The sequence below is a fragment of the Altererythrobacter lutimaris genome, assembly GCF_013371495.1.
Lineage (GTDB): Bacteria > Pseudomonadota > Alphaproteobacteria > Sphingomonadales > Sphingomonadaceae > Erythrobacter > Erythrobacter lutimaris_A.
The window spans coordinates 2659265-2678320 of record NZ_JABWTA010000001.1 but is presented as its reverse complement, the minus strand read 5'-3'; the positions used below and the strand labels follow the sequence as shown (position 1 = coordinate 2678320).

The window sequence follows — 19056 nt, the reverse complement described above, 5'->3', positions numbered from 1 at the left end:
ACGATTTCGTACAAGTTTCGAGCTGTCACAAGGCTGAATTGCCCCATTTTTAATGACGAACCGTGTCCGCAAGCCTAGGCGCGTGGATATGACCCGCAATCCCGCTCTCCTGCCGCTTCTGGCAACGATCATTGGGATCGGTTTCTTCTCGGCCATGGATGCAGTGATGAAGAGCGCCGCACTGGCGATTGGAGCTTACAGCGCTTACTTTTTGCGCTGCGCCATCGGAGTGAGCTTCGCGATGCCCATTTGGGCATTGACCAATCTGCGCTGGCCGGCCCGCGAAGTTCTGCGCATCCATATCATTCGAGGCGTCGTAGCCGCCTTTATGGGCTTGAGCTTTTTCTACGCCATTGTGCGTCTGCCGCTTGCAGAGGCCATCGCTCTATCCTTTATCGCCCCTCTGATCGCGCTCTATCTTGCAGCGATCCTGCTCGGTGAAACCATCGAACGCAAAGCGATCATCGCGGCCATCCTCGGATTGCTTGGTGTGATTATTATCGTGGGCGGGAAGATCGGACTCGAGCGTATGACAGAGGATGCTGCGTTGGGCCTTGCTGCATTGTTCCTGTCCGCAGTGCTTTATGCCTGGAACCTTATCCTTCAGCGCCAGCAAGCTCTCGTCGCGAGCCCTATCGAAGTCAGCGTCTTCCAGAATGGCATTGCCGGAAGTGTTCTGTTGATCGGGACGCCGTTCCTGCTCGTAATTCCGCAGGACCAGTCGGTGTGGATCGACCTCATCGTGGGCGCGGTTCTCACCATCCTTGCTGTTCTGTTCCTGTCGTGGGCCTATGCGCGCGCGGAAGCGCAGGTCCTGGTGCCAGTGGAATACACTGGCTTTCTGTGGGCAGCCTTGTTCGGCTGGCTCATGTTCGACGAGAGAGTCACGATCGCCACAGCAGCTGGCGCAGTCCTGATTGTCATCGGGTGCTGGATTGCGACGCGCCAGACCCCGCCAGAACAGACTGCCGTGTAGCGCCTGATAGACCAAAGTCTGAGCGCTTTACGCGGCGGCAGACCTTGACCTCGCGCCCGCGAGAGAGCAGGTGGCTCGCAAAGGCGAATCCCCGCATCGGTCGAAGCGGCGGAACGCTCAGCCAGACAAAACTCGCAGTCCCATGAAAGGATGACACGCGCCCATGACACAGGTCGGTAAAGACACGCTCGGAACACGCTCCACTTTGAACGTCGGCGGCAAGGAATACGCCTATTACTCCTTCGCCAAAGCGGCGGAGAAACTGGGCGACGTTTCCAAGCTCCCGATCAGCTTGAAGGTGCTGCTGGAGAACATGCTGCGCTTTGAAGATGGTGGCTTCACTGTCTCTACCGACGACGCGCAGGCGATTGTCGATTGGCAGAAGAATCCTGTCACTGGCAGCGAGATCCAGTACCGTCCGGCACGCGTTCTGCTGCAGGACTTCACCGGCGTTCCTTGTGTGGTGGACCTTGCCGCGATGCGCGATGCGATCAGCAAGCTCGGCGGCGACACCGCGAAGATCAATCCGCAGGTTCCGGTAAACCTCGTGATCGACCACTCCGTGATGGTAGACGAATTCGGCCATCCCAAGGCGTTCGAGAAGAACGTCGAACTTGAGTATCAGCGCAATGCCGAGCGTTATGACTTCCTCAAATGGGGTTCGAAGAGCTTCAAGAACTTCTCTGCGGTTCCCCCGGGCACAGGCATCTGCCACCAGGTGAACCTTGAATATATCGGCAAGGGCGTTTGGTCGACCGACGACCAAGACGGCACGCTTGTAGCCTATCCTGACACTTGCGTTGGCACTGACAGCCACACGACCATGATCAACGGTCTTGGCGTTCTGGGCTGGGGCGTTGGCGGGATTGAAGCTGAAGCCGCCATGCTCGGTCAGCCGATTTCCATGCTTATCCCTGAGGTCGTCGGCTTCAAGCTGACGGGCAAAATGGCTGAGGGTGTCACCGCGACGGACTTGGTCCTTACTTGCGTTCAGATGCTGCGCGAAGTTGGCGTGGTGGGCCGCTTTGTCGAGTTTTACGGCCCGGGCGTTGCGAACCTCAGCTTGGCCGACCGCGCGACAATCGCCAACATGGCACCGGAATACGGCGCGACTTGCGGCTTCTTCGGCATTGACGACAAAACGCTCGATTACATGCGCCTTACCGGCCGCAGCGACGAGACCATCGCACTCGTCGAAGCTTACTCCAAAGAGCAAGGCATGTGGTTCGAGCCGGACAATGAGCCGATTTTCTCGAACACGCTCGACCTCGACATGAGCTCGGTTGTGCCTTCGCTCGCTGGACCCAAGCGTCCGCAGGATAAAGTAATCCTTCAGGAAGTTGACGAGCTGTTCAATGGCGACCTTGCCAAGGTTTACAAGAAGTCTGCGCCAGAACGCGTGGCGGTCGAAGGCAAGGACCATGACATCGGCGACGGCGACGTCGTTATCGCAGCGATCACCAGCTGCACCAATACCTCGAACCCCGATGTGCTGATCGCTGCTGGTCTCGTCGCTCAAAAAGCGCGCGCGAAGGGCCTAGCACCCAAGCCTTGGGTGAAGACTTCACTTGCACCGGGTTCGCAGGTTGTGACGGACTACCTAGTGAAGTCCGGTCTGCAGGACGATTTGGATGCTATCGGCTTTGATCTCGTGGGCTATGGCTGCACGACTTGCATCGGCAACTCCGGCCCGCTTGCGCCGCCGATCAGCCAAGCCATTAACGGCAATGACATCGTTGCTGCCTCGGTCCTTTCCGGCAACCGCAACTTTGAAGGCCGTGTCTCGCCTGATGTGCGCGCAAACTTCCTTGCATCGCCTCCGCTGGTTGTTGCCTACGCATTAAAAGGCACCGTGACCGAGGACATCACGACCACCCCGATTGGTCAGGACCAGGATGGCAATGACGTGATGCTCTCCGATATCTGGCCCAGCAATGCGGAAATCGCAGAAAACCGCGCGGCCAATATCGATCGCTCCATGTTCGTTGACCGCTATGCCAATGTCTATGACGGCGACGAGCACTGGCAGTCGATCAAGGTTGAAGCCTCGGACACCTATAAGTGGAACCCGACCAGCACGTACGTCGCGAGCCCGCCTTTCTTCGACGGCATGGAGATGACGCCGGCTCCGGTTGCGGACATCACCGATGCGAAGCCGCTTGCGATCCTCGGTGACTCTGTCACGACCGACCACATCTCGCCAGCTGGTGCGATCAAGGAAGACAGCCCTGCAGGCTCTTACTTGAACAGCCACCAGGTCGCGAAAAAGGACTTCAATTCCTACGGTTCGCGTCGCGGCAATCACGATGTGATGATGCGCGGCACCTTCGCCAATATCCGGATCAAGAACGAGATGGTGCCGGGCGTTGAAGGCGGCGAGACTGTCTACAAGGGCCAGCAAATGCCGATCTACGATGCGGCGATGAAGCACAAGGAAGACGGCACGCCGCTCGTTGTCATTGGCGGAAAGGAATATGGCACGGGCTCGTCGCGCGACTGGGCAGCCAAGGGTACGATCTTGTTGGGCGTTCGCTCGGTCATCGTTGAAAGCTTTGAGCGTATCCACCGCTCAAACCTCATCGGCATGGGCGTTCTCCCGCTACAGTTCAAGGATGGCGATACGCGCGAGACGCTGGGCCTCACCGGTGATGACACGTTCAGCATCAAAGGCCTAGCATCACTCGAACCGCGTCAGGATGTCGAAGTTGAAGTCACCCGCGCCGACGGCACGAGCTTCACTTTCACAGCGCTTTGCCGCATCGATACTGCGAACGAGATGGAATATTACCGCAATGGCGGCATCTTGCATTACGTTCTGCGCAAACTTGCGGCGTCCTGATGCGCCTATTGAGCGCCCTGGGTCTGGCAGGCGCACTTGCGCTGGCTGGTTGTGCTGCGAGCAACAATGACATTGCGCTCGACACGCAGGCCAAAGCCGCCTCGGTCACCGCTTCTGTCACGACGCTCCCCGCACAAGAACTCGCGAGTCTGATTGAGGAAGGCAAAGTCGTTCTCATCGATGTTCGCACTCCGAATGAGTTTGAGAGCGAGCGGCTTGCAGGCTCCCTCAACGCGCCGGTTGGCTCGTTCGATGCGAAATCTATCCCGCGCGATGCCACTCGAGAAACAATCCTTTATTGTCGTTCCAGCGGCCGATCAAAGCGCGCCGCAGAAATGCTAGCGGCGGAATGGAACACTGAGGTTAGGCATCTCGAAGGCGGAATTCTCGCCTGGAAAGAAGCTGAATTGCCGATAGCCACGCCAGAGTGAAGTAGGAAAGCCGTTCTTCGAAAAAGGGGGCGGCACCGGGATGAGGTGCCGCCCGACCAAGGTTGCGGCTCCATGAGGGCGCCGTAGCGCTTCCGCAAGGAGTGCCAGCCGAGCAGGCGGCTCGAAGTAACGCCCGCTCTGGCTGACGCATGAAGCAACTCCTCACAGCTGTTTCGCGCAAGAGGATGATGAGGTCAGCTAACCCCCGATCTCGCTACATTCTCGGGAATCCAGAGACTTACAGAGACGCGAGTCTCAATTCGAAACATTTGCAGCACATTTTTAGTCGCGCGTTAGTCCTCAAACAGACCTGATTGCGCTCCGCTTCCTCGCGAGTCGATTCCTTTGGGAGGCTGCATTTCCAGGTGGTTCCACCCGTCATCGTTGAGCACGCGCCCTCGCGCAGTACGTGCGAGCAAACCGAGCTGGATGAGGTAAGGCTCGACCACTTCCTCGACCGTATCGCGCGGTTCAGCGAGGCCCGCGGCCAGCGTTTCAACGCCAACCGGACCACCTTTGTAAGTGGTCGCGATCATGGTGAGATAGCGTCGATCCATTGCATCCAAGCCCAGCCGGTCAATCTCGAGCCGGGTCAAGGCATCGTCCGCAATCGCGCGCGTCACTGTGCCCTGCCCCGCCACATGGGCAAAGTCGCGCACCCGGCGAAGCAAGCGTCCCGCCACACGCGGGGTCCCGCGCGAACGGCGAGCAATCTCGCGCGCACCGTCCGCATCAATATCGAGCCCGAGCAGCCGCGCGCCGCGCGTCACCACCAGATCAAGCTCGTCATGGGTGTAGAAGTTCAAGCGCACGGGAATACCGAAACGGTCGCGCAACGGCGTAGTCAGCAAGCCCTGCCGCGTGGTCGCGCCGACCAGCGTGAACGGCGGCAAGTCAATCCGCACGCTGCGCGCCGCAGGACCTTCGCCGATTATGATGTCGAGCGCGCGGTCCTCCATTGCAGGATAGAGGATTTCCTCAACCACCGGATTCAATCGGTGGATCTCGTCGATGAAGAGCACATCATGCGGCTCAAGATTGGTCAGCAGCGCAGCGAGATCGCCCGCCTTCGCTATCACCGGTCCTGATGTGGCGCGAAAGCCGACACCCAGTTCGCCTGCGATAATTTGCGCAAGCGTAGTCTTGCCTAGCCCTGGCGGGCCGAAGAACAGCGTGTGGTCCATGGCTTCACCACGCGACTTGGCGCTCTCGATGAAGACACGCAGGTTCTCACGCGCTGCCTCTTGTCCGATGAACTCGGCCAGCGATTTGGGGCGCAAAGCTGCATCGGGGTCGTCAGCTTGCCGCTCAGGCGAATGGATGGGGACGGGATCGGTCATTATTGAGCTGGCACTGTGTGGTCATGACCGCAATTCGCGCAAGAGCGTGCGGGCAGAAAATGCATCAAGTCGAACTTGGTTTTGTATTGACCGGATACCGAGCGATCGAAGATCGACTGCCCACACTTGCGGCAATTGGATGATGGCAATTTGCCTTGAAACAGCTTGTCAGTGAACCAGTCGCGGTTCCAGCCATCCTTGGCGTGCTTGGCCAGCTCGTTCTGACGCAGAAAAGCAAAGGCGGCGATCATCCCGAGAAGAATGAGGCCGCTGCCTTCTGTAACCGCCATGATGAGTAACGCTGCAGCTACGAGAGGCGCAACACGCGCCATCGTCCATGCCGCATGGGGTGAAGCCTTTGTCGAATTCTTCGCTCCAATTTCCAAGGGCCCAGAGTCTTGCGGGGTCGGAAAAGCAGCGGTAGACGGCTTGATATCATCCAGCTTAATCGGCTTGCCATTGAGCATCACGTCGGACTTGCCAGGTGGCTCGCCGATCGTCTTGCCCCTGGAGCGCGTGTCGGGAATGCCAGCCATCACCCTGCCGCCCTCTTCAGCGCGACGCGGATCAGGTCGCTTTCGCTCGCATCTTCGCCGAGTTCGGATTGAGCGCGGGCCACGGCCTGCGCAGCGATAGCCGGTTTGAAACCAAGGTTCTCCAGAGCTGACACCGCATCCGCGCTCGCGCCGCCCGCTTGAGAGATCGCGCCAGCCGGAACGCCTGCCATGCCCCCACCCGGTAACGCGCCCGCCTTGTCCTTCAGCTCATTGACGATCCGCCCGGCAAGCTTCGGTCCTACGCCTTGAGCGCGCGCGACCATCGCAGCGTCTCCACCGGCACAGGCGTCGCGCAGCTCTCCGGTTGAGAGCGCCGACAAGATCGCAAGCGCTACCTTGCTTCCCACGCCTTGGACTTGTGTGAGCAGTCGGAACCAGTCCCGCTCTGCGCTTTCCGCAAAGCCCAAAAGCCGCATGTCATTCTCGCTCACCTGCAAGTCCGTGTGGACGGTACACGCCTCGCCGATCTCGCCTAGCGCGCTCAAGGTCTTGGCCGAGCAATGGACCAAATAGCCAACGCCCTGCACGTCAACGATCGCCCAGTCCGTGCCGGTCTCGTCGAGCAGTCCTTTAAGCTTTGCGATCATGTTCCGGTTTTGGACCAATGTTGCTGTTCGCGCCAGCATTGAGTTCTTGTTTTCCGCAAGCGCATCCGCGCTCGCGATATCCTCGCATCCGGGCAGGCAAGCTGCCCTCGCGTAGTTTATCCTGAGCGGCTGCAAGTCAGCCGAAGGGGGCGGGCAGTCGCCCTTGCGGCGCTGCGCGCCGTTTATCGCGGGCAAGATGGCTTGGTCACGGCAGTCAAAGGCCGACCGGCCGTCGCGCCTTATGGCGCGGTAGCCAAGCGTACGGGTGTGAGCGCCGGCGCCTGAGGCCAAAACGGGAATGTTGGTTACACATGTTACACAGTCCTGGAGATTAAAAATCCCCGGCGCGCACGCCTCCCTACAGCGAGCAAATACAGCAGGATAGCGCGCAATCATCATGCCTCATTCCTCCCACATGTGAACGATGTAGGAAATCGAAGCGTCTCGACAGGCCCACAAGTTGCGCTAAGAGGCTTTGCCATGAGCTGGAACACATTCGGACGGGCATTGCGATTCACAACCTGGGGGGAAAGCCACGGGCCTGCGCTGGGCGCAGTGCTGGACGGGTGCCCGCCGGGGATCACTCTGCGCGAAGCTGAAATCCAGCCCTACATGGACGCGCGAAAGCCGGGGCAAAGCCGCTTTACAACGCAGCGCAAGGAAGCCGATCTCGTCAAGATCCTGTCCGGCGTGTTCGAAGACACCACCACTGGCACACCGATCTCCATGCTGATCGAAAACACCGATCAGCGCAGCAAAGACTATTCGGAGATCGCCAAGAGCTATCGCCCCGGCCATGCCGACTACACCTACGATGCAAAGTACGGGATCCGCGATTATCGCGGCGGCGGACGATCGAGCGCACGCGAGACAGCCGCTCGCGTAGCAGCGGGCGCGGTTGCGCGGCTGATTATCCCCGAAGTGAAGATCACAGCCTATGTTTGCGAGCTGGGCGGTGACCGGATCGATCCCGAGGCAATTAATCTCGATGATATCGACAAGAACCCGTTTTTCTGCCCAGACAGCTGGGCAGCCAAACGCTGGGAAGAGAGAGTCGACGAAGCACGCAAGAATGGCTCATCACTGGGTGCGGTCGTCGAGTGCGTTGCTGAGGGCGTTCCTGCCGGATGGGGCGCGCCGGTCTATGCAAAGCTCGACAGCGATCTTGCGGCAGCAATGATGACCATCAATGCGACCAAAGGCGTGGAGATTGGCGCAGGCTTTGAAGCCGCGAGACTGACGGGTGAGCAGAACGCCGATGCGATGAGCCCCGGCGAAGACGGCAAGCCAGTCTATGCCAGCAACCATGCAGGTGGCACGGCGGGCGGCATCTCAACCGGTCAACCGGTCGTGTGCCGGGTTGCCTTCAAGCCGACGAGCTCAATCCTGACGCCGGTGGACTCGATCACATCGGATGGCGAAGCAACACAGGTCCGCACCAAGGGCCGCCATGATCCATGCGTCGGCATTCGCGGAACGCCAGTGGTTGAAGCGATGATGGCGCTGGTGCTCGCGGACCACAAGCTGCTGCACCGCGCTCAAATGGGCTAAGCGATAGCGCCTGCCAAGTAAGCGCTTAGGTCGGTTGCACACAAAGCGTTTCGATCAACGCTTTCTTAAACGCGCTGGGCGAGGCTATACCTCTACACAGTTCCGATATTGCAATGGGATGGACAATGCAGGATTTACATGAGCCAGACGCTGCGGCGTCCCCTGATCCGCGCGAATGGACCAAGCGGCTCGCAGAGTTTCGCACACCGCGTTTGAGCCGGAGCTCGTGGGAGCTAGCCTCAACGCTCATCCCCTTCATGGCTGTGTTTGCAGCCATGCTGTTTGCAGTGGATGTGGGGTACTATGTTGCACTCCTGCTCACCCCTCTCGCTGGGCTGCTCTTGCTGCGGCTGTTCATTATCCAGCACGATTGCGGACATGAGGCGTTCCTGAAAAACCGGCATGGTAACAAATGGGTTGGCCGCGCGATTGGCGTGCTGACGCTGACACCTTACGATTGTTGGCAGCGCAGCCACGCGCTCCACCATGCCAGCACAGGCAATCTGGATGCGCGCGGATTTGGCGATGTCGATACGCTGACGGTCAACGAATATATGAGCCGCGGGCGCATACAGCGGCTGTTCTACCGGCTCTATCGCCACCCGATCGTTCTTCTTGGGTTTGGCCCGGCCTATCTCTTCCTGCTGCGCCACCGCCTACCCATCGGCTTGATGAAAGCAGGCGCAATCTACTGGATCAGCGCACTTGCAACCAATGCTGTCAGTGCCACGATCCTAATCGTCCTCGCGCTGCTCTTTGGCGCCGGAACAGTAGCGATTGTGTTTCTGCCAGTGCTGCTGATCGCAGCTTCAACCGGCGTGTGGCTGTTCTATGTCCAGCATCAGTTCGACGAAGCACAATGGGATTACCGCGAGGAGTGGTCTTTCCATAAATACGCGATGCTGGGTAGCTCTTATCTCGACCTGCCGCCGATGCTAAGCTGGTTCACCGGCAATATCGGCGTCCATCACGTGCATCACTTGATGAGCCGGATTCCGTTCTATCGCCTTCCCGATGTGCTCGAGGCCTATCCGGAGCTGCGAGAAATGAACCGGATCACGCCGCGCCAAACACCGCGTCTTTTCCTGCTCGCGCTCTATGACGAGAAACGACGCCGGCTCGTCAGCTTCCGCGAAGCGAAACGCGCTATGGCCTAGCCTAAGGGTCACTCCACCTCGATTGATGTGCGCTTGATCGCAAGGATTGGCATGAGTTCTCGCTTTTGCTGCTGGAGACGTTCTAGGCTCTGATCCATCACATTGAGGGGATCACAATTGCTCAAAATTTCAGTGGCTTGGGCTGCATTTACTGCTGTTTCTCTGGGGGCAGCAGCAACACTTGGCGCAGACAACGCGAGCGTTGAAACAGCGCCGGTTGCACAAGCTGAAGCGCCTATAAAGCCAGCGTCGGTCACACTTGCGAACAGCGAGACCTTCAGGATCACGTCGCAGCACACGGGCGGTGAGCACCTCATCAAAGTGGCGTACCCCCGCAACTACCACCAGACCGGCAAGCGCTATCCTGTGGTGTACGCAACCGATGCAGAGACCAATTTCGGCGCAATGCAATATGTCGTGCAGCGGCTCGCCAAGGACAAGTTGATGCCCGAAGTGATTCTGGTCGGGATTGCTTATGACGTCGATTACGACACGTTCTACAAGCTGCGTGAACGCGACTTGCGCCCCGCATGGGACGAAAGCTTCGGCGCAAGTCCTGAACAAGCGGCGAAGACCAAAGGCAAAGCGCACAAATTCAGCGCATTCCTGCGCGAAGAGCTGATCCCGCAAGTCGACGCGAAATTCCGCACCATCGAAGGCGACCGCGCAGTCTACGGTCACTCTTACGGAGGCCTCTATGGCACCTATGCTTTTCTCTATCAGTCGGACCTGTTCAACCGTTACCTTATCCTAAGCCCTTCGCTGTGGTGGCCGTGGGATGAGAACCGCGAGAACATTCTGGTTGATAGCGCAGCATCTCTCGACTTGCCGGAACGTGATGCGCGCGTTTTCATGGGATCAGGCGAGCTTGAAGGTCAGATCGACACGCTGCAGATGAAGTTTGTGGATCGCATCAGGCCCAACCTGGATCCCTCGGTCAAACTGCATGCAGAAGTCTATAACAACGAAACCCACCGCACCATCTATGGCCGCGGCGTGATGGATGGCTTCCGATACCTCTACAAGGAGTAATAAGGCTCGGGTTTCGCGGCGATTTTCACTGTTGCCCCGGAACCAATTTGTTCCTGAAAACTTGATTGGAAAATTCGATCTAAACAATCGTGTTTCTTCGCTTTTGTGCATCGCACCAATCACTATGTGCACTGCACAATATCAAACCTCTCCAATCAAGGGACAAAGCACAATGGGTATCATCGGTTCGACCATCAAGCCATTCAAGGCGACTGCATTTCAGGCCGGCAAAGACTTCTTCGACGTCACTGACGAAGACGTGAAAGGCAAGTGGGCAGTATTCTTCTTCTACCCTGCGGACTTCACTTTCGTTTGCCCGACCGAGCTCGAAGATCTGGGCGAAAAGTACGAAATGCTCAAAGGCATGGACGTTGAAGTTTATGGCGTCAGCACTGACACGCATTTCAGCCACAAGGCATGGCACGACACATCAGAGAAGATCGGCAAGCTCACCTTCCCGTTCCTCGGCGACCAGAACCACGAACTTGCGCGCAACTTCGACGTGCTTCGCGAAGGCGTCGGCCTTGCTGACCGCGCGACCTTTGTGGTCGATCCGGACGGTGTAATCCAGATCGTCGAGCAGACCTGTGAAGGTGTAGGCCGCAACGCCAATGAACTGACCCGCAAGATCAAGGCAGCACAATATGTGCGCGCTAACCCAGGTCAGGTTTGCCCGGCAGCATGGGAAGAAGGCAGCGAAACGCTGGCGCCCTCGCTTGATCTCGTCGGCAAGATCTAAGGTCGCAGACTAGGGGTTCTTCCTGGGGACCCCGAAAACCAATTCGAGTAACCACGCCGGCTATAGCGTGGATCGAAGCAAGCCCCGGCCTTCGCCCCCCGAAGGCCCGGGTCGCAAACTGGCCCGGAGCGCAACCTCCCTCTCCCTCCCACCCGCGCTCCGGGCCACATTTCTCCCCAGGACCTAATCATAATCCGCCACAGCATTGAGTGCTGCGGCATCATCGCATCCAGTCCAAGGAGTTCGCCTCATGCTCGAACAAGCCATGAAAGATCAGCTCTCTACGTACCTCGCCAATCTGCGCGAACCGATTGAGCTTGTTGCGACGCTGGGTGACTGCGAGACCTCGCAAAAGACCCGCGCGCTGCTCGATGACATCGCCGCGCTGCATGACATGGTAACGGCGCGCTTTGACGGGACCGAGGGCCGCAAGCCGAGCTTCATAATCCGCCGCGCAAGCGATGCGGAAAAATGGGTACGCTTTGCCGGCCTTCCGATGGGGCACGAGTTTACCTCGCTTGTCCTCGCGCTGCTCTGGGCGGGCGGACATCCGCCCAAAGTTGATGCTGATCTGATCGAGCAGGTTCGCGGACTTGAAGGCGATTTCGAGTTTGAGATGTTTTTCTCGCTCTCTTGTCACAACTGCCCTGACGTGGTGCAAGCGTTGACGCTGATGGCGCTGGAAAATCCGCGCATCAATGCGACGCTGATCGAAGGCGGCGCATTCAAGGAAGAAGTCGAAGAGCGCGGCGTTTTGGCTGTGCCGGCGACCTTCCTCAACGGCGAGAGCTTCTACAATGGCAAGATGGAGCTGGCAGAGATCCTCAGCCTTCTCGATGATGGCGCTGACGCGAAGGCTGCGGAGAAACTTTCCGCGGAAGAGCCGTTCGAAGTTCTGGTGGTCGGCGGCGGCCCCGCTGGCGTTGCGACCGGCATCTACACCGCGCGCAAAGGCTTCCGCACCGGGATCGCGACGGATCGATTTGGCGGGCAGCTGAACGATACGCTCGGCATCGAAAACTTGCCGGGTACTGTTTACACAGAAGGTCCCAAGCTCGCAGGCGAGCTGGAGCGGCAGGTCGCTGAAAACGACATCGAGCTCATGAAGAATGCGCGCGGCGTTGCATTGAAGCCGGCGACACAGGAAGGCGGATTGCACACGCTTGAGCTTGCCAATGGCGGTATCTTGAAAGCGCGCAGCCTCGTGCTTGCAACCGGTGCGCGCTGGCGCAATCTCGGCGTGCCGGGCGAAGCGGAATTCCGCAACAAGGGCGTTGCGTATTGCCCTCACTGCGATGGTCCGCTGTTCAAAGGCAAGCGCATCGCTGTGATCGGTGGCGGCAATTCAGGTGTCGAAGCCGCGATCGATCTTGCGAAGATCGTCGGTCACGTCACGCTGATCGAGTTTGACGACAAGTTGCGCGCAGACGCTGTCCTGCAAGCCAAGCTACACTCCCTCAGCAATGTCGAAATCCTGACATCGGCACAGACCACGGAGATCACCGGATCGGACGGCAAGGTCAATGGCCTCGTCTACAAGAACCGCAAGACCGATGAAGAGCATCGCGTCGAGCTGGAAGGCGTGTTCGTCCAGATCGGCCTCGTGCCGAATACGGAATGGCTCGCAGACGGTCCGGTTGAACTGTCAAAGTACGGTGAGATCATAGTCGATGCGAAGGGTGCTACAAATGTGCCCGGTATCTTCGCCGCTGGCGATGGGACGACTGCACCTTACAAGCAGATTGTCGCAGCGATGGGCGACGGCGCGAATGCGGGCCTGACTGCATTCGACTATCTGATCCGCACCGAGCCGGCTGAAAACATCGCCCAAGCCGCGTGATCGGCTCAGGCAATTAATAATTCTCAATTAATCGATTGGACGGATTAACCCGAAACCGTCATCTTGACCTTCGATAGAGCGACTCACCCCCCCCGAGTCTCTGACAAGTCGACAGGAGAAGATGACAATGGATGCGAAGACCGGTTCAATCGAAGGCTGCCCGTTTGGCGGTAAGGAAATGCGGACTCTGCTGGGCCGTACCAACCGTGACTGGTGGCCAGAATCCGCCAATGTCGAGCTGCTGATGCAGGGCGGACGCTCGCCTGATCCGATGGGCGAGGATTTCGACTACGCAGAAGCCTTCAACGCGATTGACTATAATGCGCTGAAGGCAGACCTCACCGCACTCATGACCGACAGCCAGGACTGGTGGCCGGCTGACTACGGCCATTACGGTCCGTTCTTCATTCGCATGGCATGGCACGCGGCTGGCACTTATCGCACCGGCGATGGCCGCGGCGGCGCAGGCAGCGGTCAACAACGTTTTGCCCCGCTCAATAGCTGGCCGGACAATGGCAACCTCGACAAGGCGCGCCGTCTGCTGTGGCCGATCAAGCAGAAATACGGCAAGCACATTAGTTGGGCTGACTTGTTCATCCTCACAGGCAACGTCGCCATTGAAAGCATGGGCGGTCCGGTGTTCGGTTTCGGCGGTGGTCGTGCAGACGTCTATGAGCCTGAAACAGTCTATTGGGGTACGGAAGAACAGTGGGTCGACACAGGTGCTGAAACCCGCATTATCCCTGATGAAGGCAAGGCCCTTGAGAACCCGCTAGCAGCGATCCAGATGGGTCTCATCTACGTCAATCCGGAAGGACCGGGCGGCAATCCTGATCCGCTTCAGTCTGCTCGCGACATGCGTGAGACCTTCGCGCGTATGGCGATGAATGACGAGGAAACCGTCGCGCTGACCGCTGGCGGCCATGCTTTCGGTAAGGCTCACGGTGCAGCTCCGGCTGACTCCTTTGGCGGCGCACCAGAAGGCGAGCATCTTGCCTTGCAGGGCTTCGGCTGGCTCAATGATGAGGAAGAGATCGCCGCTGGCAATATCACGACCTCGGGCATTGAAGGGTCATGGTCGAACAATCCAACTTCGTGGAGCCACGACTATTTCCGCCTGCTGTTCAAGTATGACTATGAACTGACGGAAAGTCCGGCTGGCGCGAAGATGTGGACGCCGGTCAACCCTGATCCCGAAGATCTCGCACCAGACGCGCGTGATCCGAACAAGAAGGTCCCGACCATCATGACGACCGCTGACATGGCGCTCAAGATGGACCCGGACTACCGCAAGATCTCCGAGCGTTTCCATGCGAACCCAGAGCAGCTAGATGACGCGTTCGCGCGCGCATGGTTCAAGCTGTGCCACCGCGATATGGGGCCTAAGGTCCGTTATCAGGGTCCCGAAGTGCCGGAAGAAGATCTGATCTGGCAGGATCCCGTGCCGGCGGGCTCAACGCCATCGGACAGCGATGTTTCTGCCTTCAAGTCCGCGATCCTCGGTTCAGGCCTTTCGGTCAGCGAGCTCGTGAAAGCGGCATGGGCCTCGGCGTCTACCTATCGCAACTCTGACCACCGCGGCGGTGCTAATGGCGCGCGTGTGCGTCTCGCTCCGCAGAAAGACTGGGCGGCAAACGACCCATCCGAACTGGCTGGCGTTCTTGCGAAGATCGACGAACATCGCGGCTCGCTCTCCATGGCCGATGCGATCGTCCTTGCGGGCGTCGCAGCGATCGAGAAAGCAGCGAGCGATGCAGGCAACTCGATCAACCTCTCAGTCACAACCGGTCGCGGCGATGCAGGCGACGAGCACACCGATGCGGAGAGCTTCGAACCGCTGGAGCCGTTCGCTGACGGCTTCCGCAACTACCTGCGGACCAAGGCGAGCATCAAGACCGAAGACATGCTGATCGACAAGGCACATCTGCTGGGCCTGACGATCCCGGAGATGACAGCTCTGGTCGGCGGTATGCGCGCGCTTGGTGCGGTCAGCGGTAACACTGGCCATGGTGTCTTCACGGACCGTCCCGGCCAGCTGACCACCGACTTCTTCGTCAATCTCCTCGATATGAGCACCAAATGGGCTCCGACCGACGAGACGGAAGAAACCTATGTCGGCACTTGCCGCAAGACTGGCGCAGAGAAATGGAAGGCCACCCGTGCCGACCTGATCTTCGGCTCTAATTCGCTCCTGCGTGCCCAAGCGGAAACCTTTGCGGAAAGCGGCAACGAGCAGCTCTTCCTCGACACCTTTGCAAAAGCATGGGCTAAGGTCATGGACGCGGACCGCTTCGACGTTTGATCAAACGCGACCCCCGTTGAGCGGACGGTTCGCTGTCTCTCAACACTTCAGGACCCCCGGCCAAACGGTCGGGGGTTTTGCTTTTGCGCGTTACTCAAGTGACGAGCTACATGTGACCGATTTTGCGACACTGTGCGTATGCTGAGTTTTGCCGATTGACCTGAGACAAGCGCGCGGCAACAACACGGTTTCGGATCAGTTGACTGAGCACGCGTGCAACACAGTTTTGATTATATCGTCGTCGGCGCAGGGGCTGCCGGGTGCGTGATGGCCAATCGGCTGTCAGCCAACCCTTCGACGCGCGTTCTACTGATCGAAGCAGGCCCTGCCGACCGGTCTCCGCTCGCCCGGCTGCCTAATGGCATGGGTCCGATGTTGAAGCGGCAAATCTACAGCCATTTTTGCAAGACGGAGCCACAAGCGCATTTGAGTGGCCGTCAACTCGAAGAGATTCGTGGTCGCGTGCTCGGCGGCAATACAACGATCAATGGCGCGCAGCATTCGCGCGGTGCTCCGCAGGATTTCGACCACTGGGCAAAACTGGGGAATGCTGGATGGGCATTTGAAGATGTCCTGCCGTTCTTCAAACGATCGGAAAGCGCAAAGCACGGCGAAGATGCCTATCGCGGACGAAGCGGCCCTTTCAAAGTTAGCCAGGCTCCACTCGACCACCCTATCGCGCAAGGCTGGATTGCAGCGGCGATCGAAGCAGGCCACAGTTTCAATGAAGACCTCAATGGCGGGGTTTCAACCGGTGTAGGTGCGCCAGACCAAGCGGTTTTCGACGGCAGGCGAACGAGCTCGGCAAGCGCATATCTGCGGCCCGTGATGGCGCGGTCAAACCTCACAGTCCTAACCGGAGGACTGGTCGAGCGGTTGCTGATCGACAAAGCGAAATGCCATGGCGTGATCGTCCGGCGCAAAGGCAAGGATCAACGCTTTGAAGCCGGCCATGTCATTGTGAGCGGCGGCACGATCGGCTCGCCCCATCTGTTGCTGCTATCCGGCATTGGCGATCCCGATCATTTGCGCGAGCATGGTGTTGGGGTACACGTGCCGCTGGCAGGCGTGGGCCGGAATCTCAGTGATCACCTGGGCTTCCAGATCGGCATGACAAGCTCGCAAGAATTGTCTGACTTGCGCTTTGCCGGGCCCATCAAGGGCGGCAAAGCCATGGCGCAATATCTGCTCACACGGCGCGGGTTCTTTGCTCATAGCAGCGTGCGGGCCATCGGCATGCTGTGTTCGGATGTGGCTGCAGAGCGTGAGCCTAGCTGGCCTGATCTCAAGCTTCAGCTCGCAAGTGTTTTGCCGGATGAAGAAACGCCTATGCACGCAAGCGAGCATGGCTTTCATGTCCGCATTTCCATGACGCGCCCCAAAAGCAGCGGTACGATCCGTTTGCGCTCGGCAAACCCCAGTGCGTGCCCTGCGATCAATGCGAATTACCTCGCAGAGCGCGAAGATCTGGAGCGCGCCCGCTCGGGCATTCGTCTGGCACGGGAGATATTCGCTCAGAAACCGATGTCGCCCTTTACCGGCAAGAGGATGTCACCCTCACTCGAAGTCGCGAGCGATGAAGAGCTGGAGCAATGGCTGCGTGACCATGCCGGCTCTGATGCCCATGCGATTGGCACATGCCGGATGGGCGAGGACGAGGACGCGGTTGTCGATCCTCAGCTTAAAGTTCGCGGCGTTGAAGGTCTGTCCGTGGTCGACGGTTCTGTCATGCCGGCCCATGTCAGCGGCAACACAACCGCTCCGATCCTCATGATCGCAGAGAAAGCCGCGAGCATGATGCTGAGCGAGCAAAACGCCTGACGATTAGCGGCGACGCTTCATCACAAGATACAGCGCCCCTTCGCCGCCATGGCGCTGATGCGCTTTCCTAACCGCTGCAATCGAACCCTCATGACGGCTCGCGGCAATCCAGTCGAGTACCTTCGCACGGATCGCGCCGCGCCGTGTCGCGCGATCTGCCGGATCAACCGGACGCGGTCTTCCTGTAATCAGCAAGACGACGCGCGCATCGATGGCACGCGCTTGATCAAGCCCGCTCATCAAGCGCTGATAGGCCGCATCCAGCGAATGATCGTGCAGATCAAGTGTAACATCAGGCTGAACTCCGCCGCCTTTGAATCTACGCTCCCAATGCGAATCGAGGCCCGCATGTGCGGAAGGCTGCTGCGCGGGCATCGATGTGCGCGGCCTTGCGACAGGAGCTTTGCGCGGACGCTTGATCGGCACGGCATGTGATGCTGCTTCGAGCAGGTCGGCATGACCGCTGACTTGCGCTATTGCCTTGATCTCTAGTGCTTTAGGCGCGGCCTTGCCTTCGAGCGGCGTCACGGACTGCGCCAGCTTCGCCCAGGCAGCGGCTTCTTCCGCGGTCAGTCCGCGCGGAACGCTCACCGCTCGCGCCGGTTCTGCGGTGCGTCGGGTCCATTGAGTGGATTGGGCGGTGCGCCATAGCGCGCATTCAATCGACCAACGGTGCCTTTAGGCAGGAACAGGAGTGCCTGTCCGCGGGCACTCATGCCGCCCGCGATCTGGCGCGCATCCTCGCCAGCGCCCCAGAATGTATCGAATCGGTTTGCGCCCTTTATAGCGCCGCCAGTATCCTGCGCGACCCACAAGCCATCCGCTTCATTCCGTTCGAAATCGAGCCATACCGGCGCACCAAGCGGGACAAAGCGCGGGTCAGCGGCAACCGAAGTCTCGCGCCGTACCGGAATGCCAAGGGCACCGAGCGGTCCATCGCCCGTGAGCTCGCGGAAGAAAATCCAGCTCTGGTTGGTGTTCATGATCTCGTTAGCCCGCGCGGGATTGTCGCGCAGCCAGGCCACGATGCCTTGCATGGAGGTCGGATAAGGCGTGCCATCACCGATCAAACCGCGCTCGCGCATGACTGCGCCAATCGCTGTGTAGCCGCGCCCGTTCTGCCCAGCATAGCCGATGCGGATGACTTCGCCATCAGGCCCTTTCAAGCGGCCAGAGCCCTGGATCTGCAGGAAGAAGAATTCGATCGGGTCCGCGACGTAAGCGATGACAGGAGCTCTACCTTCCAGCGCGCCGCCGACAATCTCCGAACGCTCGTAGTAACGCACAAATTCGCCTTGATCGCTATACCGGCCGAGCGGCGGTCGTCCGGTTCGTTCTGACTGCGGAGTATCTGCCGGCCATCGACGGATCAAGTCAGGTGGCATCGCGTAGACAGGCGTATCGCAGCCAGCACGCGGCGTCCGGCACCCAGCAATCTCCGGCTCGAAATAGCCGGTCGCAAAGCCGTTTCCATCGCCGATGCGGGCGGTCTCGAAATGCTTGACGAAGAAAGTGCGGGCATCCTTCAACGGCCAGTCGGCAGCCGCGCTGCAGGCTTCCTGCCAGTCCGCGCCGTAAGTGAGAAGGCTCTTGTCCTCCCGGCGCAGCAATTGCGGGCAGCTGTCGAGAAAGCCGACGAGCGCCGTCCCCGCATCCGTATCATCAAAGGGAAGCGCACCAATGCTTGGCCCCCGCGTGACGCCTGCGGCCGCTGCATTCTCGTATTGCGGCGCAGGCTGTTCAGGTGCCGTCGGTACTGCCGTTTGTGGTGGCACCGCATCCGGCACCAGCCGCACACATGCGCTCAGCAGAGCAAGCCCCGCCAAGCCAACAAGGCTGCGCTGAACCCAAACACGCCGCTCCTTTATTGCCGAAGCGGCCATG

Annotated in this window: 15 protein-coding genes; 10 read left to right on the top strand and 5 right to left on the bottom strand. The window is 59.2% G+C overall.

Annotation, left to right across the window (positions count from 1 at the left end):
- Positions 1-88 precede the first annotated feature (88 nt).
- The 3 genes from HUO12_RS13010 to HUO12_RS13000 all read left to right on the top strand — a co-directional run bounded on the left by HUO12_RS13010 (position 89) and on the right by HUO12_RS13000 (position 4246).
- On the top strand, positions 89-976 hold the full coding sequence (locus HUO12_RS13010) for a DMT family transporter (protein ID WP_176274007.1): 888 nt from the start codon (positions 89-91) through the stop codon (positions 974-976).
- A gap of 163 nt (positions 977-1139) precedes the next feature.
- Positions 1140-3815, top strand: coding sequence for an aconitate hydratase AcnA (gene acnA, locus HUO12_RS13005; RefSeq protein WP_176274006.1), 2676 nt, complete (start codon positions 1140-1142; stop codon positions 3813-3815).
- Positions 3815-4246, top strand: coding sequence for a rhodanese-like domain-containing protein (locus tag HUO12_RS13000; RefSeq protein WP_176274005.1), 432 nt, complete (start codon positions 3815-3817; stop codon positions 4244-4246). Before acnA ends, HUO12_RS13000 begins: the two co-directional genes overlap by 1 nt.
- A gap of 293 nt (positions 4247-4539) precedes the next feature.
- On the opposite strand, the gene ruvB is transcribed toward HUO12_RS13000, so the two are convergent.
- From ruvB to ruvA, 3 genes are read right to left on the bottom strand one after another with little or no spacing between them, the layout of a single operon-like run.
- Entirely contained in the window at positions 4540-5586 is a 1047-nt protein-coding gene (gene ruvB, locus HUO12_RS12995) for a Holliday junction branch migration DNA helicase RuvB (RefSeq protein ID WP_176274004.1), read from the bottom strand.
- Positions 5586-6122 (bottom strand): hypothetical protein, encoded by a 537-nt coding sequence (locus tag HUO12_RS12990; protein ID WP_176274003.1) that lies wholly within the window; start codon positions 6120-6122, stop codon positions 5586-5588. The genes ruvB and HUO12_RS12990 overlap by 1 nt, the downstream gene beginning before the upstream one ends.
- On the bottom strand, positions 6122-6730 hold the full coding sequence (gene ruvA / locus HUO12_RS12985; protein WP_176274002.1) for a Holliday junction branch migration protein RuvA: 609 nt from the start codon (positions 6728-6730) through the stop codon (positions 6122-6124). The genes HUO12_RS12990 and ruvA overlap by 1 nt, the downstream gene beginning before the upstream one ends.
- Before the next feature lie 480 nt (positions 6731-7210).
- Here ruvA and aroC point away from each other — a divergent pair, with 480 nt between their 5' ends.
- The 7 genes from aroC to HUO12_RS14680 all read left to right on the top strand — a co-directional run bounded on the left by aroC (position 7211) and on the right by HUO12_RS14680 (position 17172).
- Positions 7211-8281: a chorismate synthase gene (aroC, locus tag HUO12_RS12980; protein WP_176274001.1), complete on the top strand. Its 1071-nt coding sequence runs from the start codon at positions 7211-7213 to the stop codon at positions 8279-8281.
- Positions 8282-8406: 125 nt separating this feature from the next.
- On the top strand, positions 8407-9438 hold the full coding sequence (locus HUO12_RS12975) for a fatty acid desaturase (RefSeq protein WP_176274000.1): 1032 nt from the start codon (positions 8407-8409) through the stop codon (positions 9436-9438).
- Positions 9439-9555: 117 nt separating this feature from the next.
- On the top strand, positions 9556-10470 hold the full coding sequence (locus HUO12_RS12970; protein WP_176273999.1) for an alpha/beta hydrolase: 915 nt from the start codon (positions 9556-9558) through the stop codon (positions 10468-10470).
- 172 nt (positions 10471-10642) lie between these two features.
- Positions 10643-11209 carry an alkyl hydroperoxide reductase subunit C gene (ahpC, locus tag HUO12_RS12965; protein WP_176273998.1) on the top strand — a complete coding sequence of 189 codons (567 nt, stop codon included), beginning with the start codon at positions 10643-10645 and terminating at the stop codon, positions 11207-11209.
- A 250-nt stretch (positions 11210-11459) separates the two neighbouring features.
- Positions 11460-13049: an alkyl hydroperoxide reductase subunit F gene (gene ahpF / locus HUO12_RS12960; RefSeq protein WP_176273997.1), complete on the top strand. Its 1590-nt coding sequence runs from the start codon at positions 11460-11462 to the stop codon at positions 13047-13049.
- 127 nt (positions 13050-13176) lie between these two features.
- Positions 13177-15351 (top strand): catalase/peroxidase HPI, encoded by a 2175-nt coding sequence (gene katG, locus HUO12_RS12955; protein ID WP_176273996.1) that lies wholly within the window; start codon positions 13177-13179, stop codon positions 15349-15351.
- A gap of 213 nt (positions 15352-15564) precedes the next feature.
- Positions 15565-17172: a GMC family oxidoreductase gene (locus HUO12_RS14680; RefSeq protein WP_176273995.1), complete on the top strand. Its 1608-nt coding sequence runs from the start codon at positions 15565-15567 to the stop codon at positions 17170-17172.
- Between the two features lie 3 nt (positions 17173-17175).
- Here HUO12_RS14680 and HUO12_RS12945 read toward each other — a convergent pair whose 3' ends face one another.
- Positions 17176-17763, bottom strand: coding sequence for a Smr/MutS family protein (locus HUO12_RS12945; protein ID WP_176273994.1), 588 nt, complete (start codon positions 17761-17763; stop codon positions 17176-17178).
- Positions 17760-19055 carry a murein transglycosylase A gene (mltA, locus tag HUO12_RS12940; protein ID WP_176273993.1) on the bottom strand — a complete coding sequence of 432 codons (1296 nt, stop codon included), beginning with the start codon at positions 19053-19055 and terminating at the stop codon, positions 17760-17762. Before mltA ends, HUO12_RS12945 begins: the two co-directional genes overlap by 4 nt.
- Between the last annotated feature and the right edge of the window lies 1 nt (position 19056).